Source organism: Candidatus Eisenbacteria bacterium (genome assembly GCA_016867495.1).
Lineage (GTDB): Bacteria > Eisenbacteria > RBG-16-71-46 > CAIMUX01 > VGJL01 > VGJL01.
Map to the genome: position 1 here is coordinate 1 of VGJL01000177.1, position 5,276 is coordinate 5,276.

Consider the following 5,276-nt stretch of genomic DNA (forward strand, 5'->3'; position numbering starts at 1 on the left):
CCAGAAGCCTCGTCGTTCCCACAGGGACAGATCGAGGCCGTGGATCGCGAGCAGGAAGGTCTTGAACTCCTCCTTGGCCTCGCGATCGTCCCAGTAATGGGAGCGAAACCGTAGGCCCTCAGGACCGCGTTCGTCGCCCAATCGGCATCACTTCGAGGCCCGACGCATCAGCGCCGTTGAGCCTATCATGCAGACTGCCAGCGCAGGCCCGAGAAAGGTGTACTTCCCGGAATCTCGCGCGAACAGGATAACGGCACCGATAGCGATGGCCCAGAGAACGAGATTCGCGACTACCGGACGCATGCTGGTTGCTTCTCCAATAGCTCGCCGATGAGACCTGCCGCCCTGCGCGCGCCGTCCACCGGCACCGGCGCGTGCAGAATCGGCCGGCCGATCTCGGCGAGGACGGCCTTCGCCAGAAGGCCAGCCGTTGTCCTGGCGAGCTCCATCTTGAGCCCGGCGCCCAGTCGTTCGAGCCGGCCCGCGACATGGATCTGCTGCTCGGAATGCCCCTCGATCGGGAAGTAGATGAAAGGGCGGCGGAGAGCGGTCAGCTCGAGGGTCGCGGTCCCCCCGCCCTGGACGATGGCCAGATCCGACGCGGCAAGGTGCTCGTACAACGCGGGGACATAGCCTCGTCTCTCGATTCCCTCGGGAAGATCGACTCCCTCAAGCGAGAGCCGCGGGCCGCAGACCAGAATCATTCGGAGACCCGGGATCGACTCGCGCAGCAGCGGGAAGGACCGCGCACAGAGGTCGAGCATCTCCTTGCCGATCGCCGTCCCACCCACGGCGCAGATGATCAGCGGTTCCGCGCCGTACCCGAGCCTTCTGCGGACCTCCTCGCGATCGGCGTAATCGCCCGGATCGAATGTCAGCACAGGCCCCACGAAGTTGTACCTCTCCATCGCCCACGCGCGTCGATCGCGCGGCAGAAGGAAGCCGAAGGGGGTATCCGGGACATCGGACGCCTCCCCGACGAAGAGACTCAGGTCCACGGCCGAGCCTCTCTTCCTGTTGCCGACAGCCCAGGCGCAGTTCAACAGATAGACGCCGAACCTCTCGAGAAGAGACCGCGAGAGCGCGTCGAACCCGACGAAGTCGTAGATCATGGCGAAGGGGCAGGTCTTGGCGGCAGGATCGCGCCGGTAGGCGAGGCTGATCTCATACGTCTCGTCGCCGATCAGGAGATCGAAGCGTTCCCGCCGCGTGACCCGCCCGACAACGGCGACGTTTCGCGACCAATGTCCCTTGACCTTCGCGGCATACCGGACAAGGCTGAGAGCGCCGCCGGAAGCTGCGCTTTCGGCCGCAAGGCTCGCATCCGCCAGATCGTCAGCGTCGGCAAGCAGATTCTCGCCCGCCTCGCGGATCACACGATCCGCCGGCGGTGCGGCCAGCCAGGCGAGATCGACGCCCGGGCATCGCTTGCGCAGCTCCCGGGCGATCGACAGATCCCTACCGACATGCCCCAGACCGATCGACCCGCTGAAGAAGAGAACTCGCTTGCTCGACAAGACTCACCCCCTGTTCCTGACGTCCTTGACTGCATCTGAGAGGCGAGCGGGTGCGCCGCGAGGCCCGGCGCCCCCAGAACCCAGCCGGGCCGAGCGGATGCGCCAGGCGAGCGTCTCCATTGCAGTCAAAACGGTCTAGCCCTGCTTCGGCATGAAGAAGAGGTGCCGAAGCTCTCCCTCTTGTTCCGGATCCCGCGCGAAGGCGTTGAAGTTCAACGCCCAGCTTGAGCCGTCAACGAGTGCCCGGGACGCCTTGGTGGGCTTGTGGCGCACGCTCCTGTCGTCCTGCCAGGGATCGATGTCGAAGTAGGCGACGAGGACATGCTTTCCCAGCGAGATCACCCGGCGGACAAGGGGCAGGAAGTCCTCGTCGCCGGTGATGAGCACGGCCACGTCGTAGCGGTCCTGATGGGCATGGTCGAGGACGTCGACGGCGAACTGGACATCGACCCCCTTCTGGGCGATCGAGTAAGTGAGATCCTGCCCGGAACCCTTGGCCGTTTCCTTGGCGGGCAGGAAGTGGGTGACGATCCCCGCGGCCATGAGAGCCATCTCGAAATCCCGCTCCTTCTCGAGCTGATCCGCGGCCGCGACGTTCGTGGTCATCCTGCCGTCATAGTAGTGCGCCGCCACGATCTTCGTGATCGCATCGGCGGCCTTGATCTTCTCGGAGACATACCGTTCAAGCGTCTCGTGAAGCGCCGGGAGGCTGAACCATCCGCGCTTCTCCTTGTATCTGAAGAAGAGCTGCCCCGCGCGGAAGAACGCCCCGTCGTAGAACACCATGACCCGAACCGAGCGTGTCATGCAGAACCTCCCGCGATGCCCTCAGGCCGGCACATTCCCTCGATCGCCCGGCCACCGACAGTAAGCTACGCCAACATTCCTATGCGGTCCAGTCGTCCGGCCGGCGCGCGGCCCGTGCCGCGCTCACTTCCTTTCCACCAGCGCCGCCTCGACGGTCGCTTCCTTTCCGTCCCGGAGAAGCTTGACGAGCACCTTGTCCCCGGGCTGACGCGACTTCAGGATGCCGGAGAAGTCCTCCAGCCCCCCGATCTTCTCGCCGTCGATCGCGACGATCCGATCCCCCGCCTTGATCCCCGCCTGCTCGGCCGGGCTCCCGGGAAGGACTCCGGACACCAGGACTCCATCTCCCTGATAGGCCATGTCGGGGATCGTGCCGAGGCTCACCCGGCGCGCGGTCATTTGATGGGGGGCGGCGGACGCGCCGGATCCGGCATCCATCCCTCCCGAGCCTGCCGGGACCCCTGGGGATACGAAGGTCATCGGCTTGTCGCGATCGGCCAGATAGCGGACCAGCTCGGCGGTGAAGCCAGCGATCTCCACGAGCCCCTCGTAGTTCATCTTCTCCGGCGTGTCGCTCGTTCTGTGGTAATCGGCATTCGGCCCCGAGAAGAGATGGAGCGCGGGAACTCCCTTGGCGATGAAGGAAATCTGATCCGATCCGAAGGGCCCCTTATCGGGGATCGTGAGGTCGAGATCGAAGCCGAGTCCGACGCCGCGGATCATCTTCGGAAACTCCGCGGCGCTCGAGGCCGACAGAACGAGCAGGCGCTTCTTCTCGATCCGACCGACCGTATCGAGGTTGATCATGGCGATGACCGACTCGATCGGGAGGATCGGATTCTCCGCGTACCAGCGCGAGCCCAGGAGGCCCGCCTCTTCGCCCGAGAAGGCCACGAAGACGACCGTCCTCTTGCGAAGAGGCTCCTTGGCCAGTTCGTCCGCGACCGCGCAGAGAACCGCCACGCCGGAGGCGTTGTCATCGGCGCCGGGATAGACATTCCCTGCTCCGTCCAGGCCGAGATGATCGTAGTGGGCGCCGATCACGACCGATCCGTCTCCCGCGCCCCGAAGGATGCCGACTACGTTCTTGAGCGCGATCTTCCCCCACTCCTTCCCCTGGGGAAGGAGGACGGCATCCGCGATCTCGGGCTTCGCCGGCGTGAAGCTCTGGAACCAACCGCCGCCATCGCCGACAGGGACGAGCCCTGCCCGCTCGAAGCGCGCCGCGATCATCGCCGCCGCCTTCTCGAGGCCCTGGCTCCCCGGGGCGCGACCCTCCATGGATGGATCGGAAAGCGCCACGACGCTCGAGCGGAGCCCGTTCTTGTCGATCGCCGCCGCCGATTGCGGGAAGGCGAGCGTGGAGGCGAGCAGGAGGGCCGCCGCCACCAGACCCGGCATGACTCTGTTCATCGATCACCTCTGCGTGGAAACGCCCAGATTGACGCGTAGGGGCGACGTCCGCACTTCCCACACTCCCTTCGCCACATTCTGCCCCTCCTCGAAGACGAGGTAGCTGTACTTTCCGTAGTGAGGGATCTTTCTGCCGATCGTCGCGATCCGATCGGCTGACGGAACATGCAGCAGGGTCCACGGCCGCGGAGGCGCACCGCCGGCCAGCACGATCTCCCGACCCGTGGGATGCCCGGCGCCCGCGATCCTCCACTCGCCCGATCCGTCGGCTAGACGACCGCCGCGCGGCAGATCGGAGTGGGGCAGCTCGGCGGGAAGCCGGCAGTCCTCCTGAGGCATGGACGAAAGATGCCGGAGCGCGACGGAGCCGAGCCCGAAGAACCAGATCGGGAGATCCCCCAGCTCCCGTCCCCCGATCTGCGACTCGTTCACGATCGCGATCCTCGCCCCCTCATCCCACTGCCGGGCGAGCGCCCGATAGGCCTCGACATGGTCGGGCGCGAGGCCGTCGGCGATCACGACAATCGCCGTGTCGGCCCCGAGCGTCCGGCTGATCGCCGGCGGGATTTCGGCCGGATCGATCCTGCGCAGAACATCGTAGTCCGGATCGACGGCGATCCAGTCCGGCGCGCGCGGCGCGCGGAAGAGCGTACGCGCGCGATCCTCGGTGAGAGCGACGACGCGCGTCGAGTCGGCAGGCGGATCGTTCCATCCCAGCCGCACGGGCACGCGCAGGTCATATGAGCGCGACTGCGCCTGGCCGATCTCGACCTCCACCTCGCAGGCCCCGCCGGAAAGGGGACGGACCTCGTGGTCGAGCAGAGTCAGCGCCGGCGCGCCCGCGCGATCGAGCCACTGCTCCTCCCAACCGCTGAGGTCCCGGCCGGCCTTCTCCGAGAAGACGGCAAAGAGATCCGACCAGGAGGCCCGCTCGAAGAGGTGCCTCGCGTAGAACGTCCGCAGAGCGTCCCAGAAGGGCGAATCCCCCAGCAGCATGCGCACCTGGTGGAAGACCATCATCGACTTCCCGTAGCCGATCGCCTGCGTGGCGAAGTCGTCCCTCTGCCTGAAGAGACGCAGCGGCTGATCTTCTCCCTCGCTCACGTAATCGAGGTATCCCTGAAGCGTCGAACGGCGGTAGTCGCGCGCCGCGGCGGCCCCCTCCCGCTCCTTGTACAAGTAGTCCGCCCCGTAGGTGGTCAGTCCCTCGCACCAGTTCCCGCTCGCGTAGTCCACGAAGACCCCGTTTCCCCACCAATTGTGGAGGATCTCGTGACCGTATGAGGTGTCGAGGATGAAAGGCAGACGAATCACCTGGTTTCCGAGCAGCGTGAAGGACGGCATTCCGAAACCGGTCTGCCAGAAGTTTTCGACGAGCGCGAACTTGGAAAAAGGATAGCGGCCGATCAAGTTCTCGTAGAGATCGATGTAGCGCTTCGTGCCGTCGATGTAACGCTTGCAGATCTCCTCGCCCGTATCCTGGTAGGTGTAGGTCATGACATCGACATCTCCGTGCTTCTCCTGTCGCGTCACATAGGG

3 protein-coding genes are annotated in these 5,276 nt (G+C 65.5%); all 3 read right to left on the reverse strand.

Annotated elements, in window-relative coordinates; all coding sequences use genetic code 11:
• Positions 1-290 precede the first annotated feature (290 nt).
• Positions 291-1,517, reverse strand: a complete 1,227-nt coding sequence (locus FJY88_11640; protein MBM3287984.1) for a hypothetical protein — start codon at positions 1,515-1,517, stop codon at positions 291-293.
• A gap of 135 nt (positions 1,518-1,652) precedes the next feature.
• Complete coding sequence (locus FJY88_11645) at positions 1,653-2,324, reverse strand: NYN domain-containing protein (GenBank protein MBM3287985.1); 672 nt, start codon at positions 2,322-2,324, stop codon at positions 1,653-1,655.
• 123 nt (positions 2,325-2,447) lie between these two features.
• Positions 2,448-3,737, reverse strand: a complete 1,290-nt coding sequence (locus FJY88_11650; protein ID MBM3287986.1) for a M20/M25/M40 family metallo-hydrolase — start codon at positions 3,735-3,737, stop codon at positions 2,448-2,450.
• Positions 3,738-5,276 lie beyond the last annotated feature (1,539 nt).

What these genes read in the sequence shown, in the direction of transcription:
- FJY88_11645 (MBM3287985.1), bottom strand. Translation starts at nt 2,324, where the DNA reads ATGACACGCTCGGTTCGGGTCATGGTGTTCTACGACGGGGCGTTCTTC.
- FJY88_11650 (MBM3287986.1), bottom strand. Translation starts at nt 3,737, where the DNA reads ATGAACAGAGTCATGCCGGGTCTGGTGGCGGCGGCCCTCCTGCTCGCC.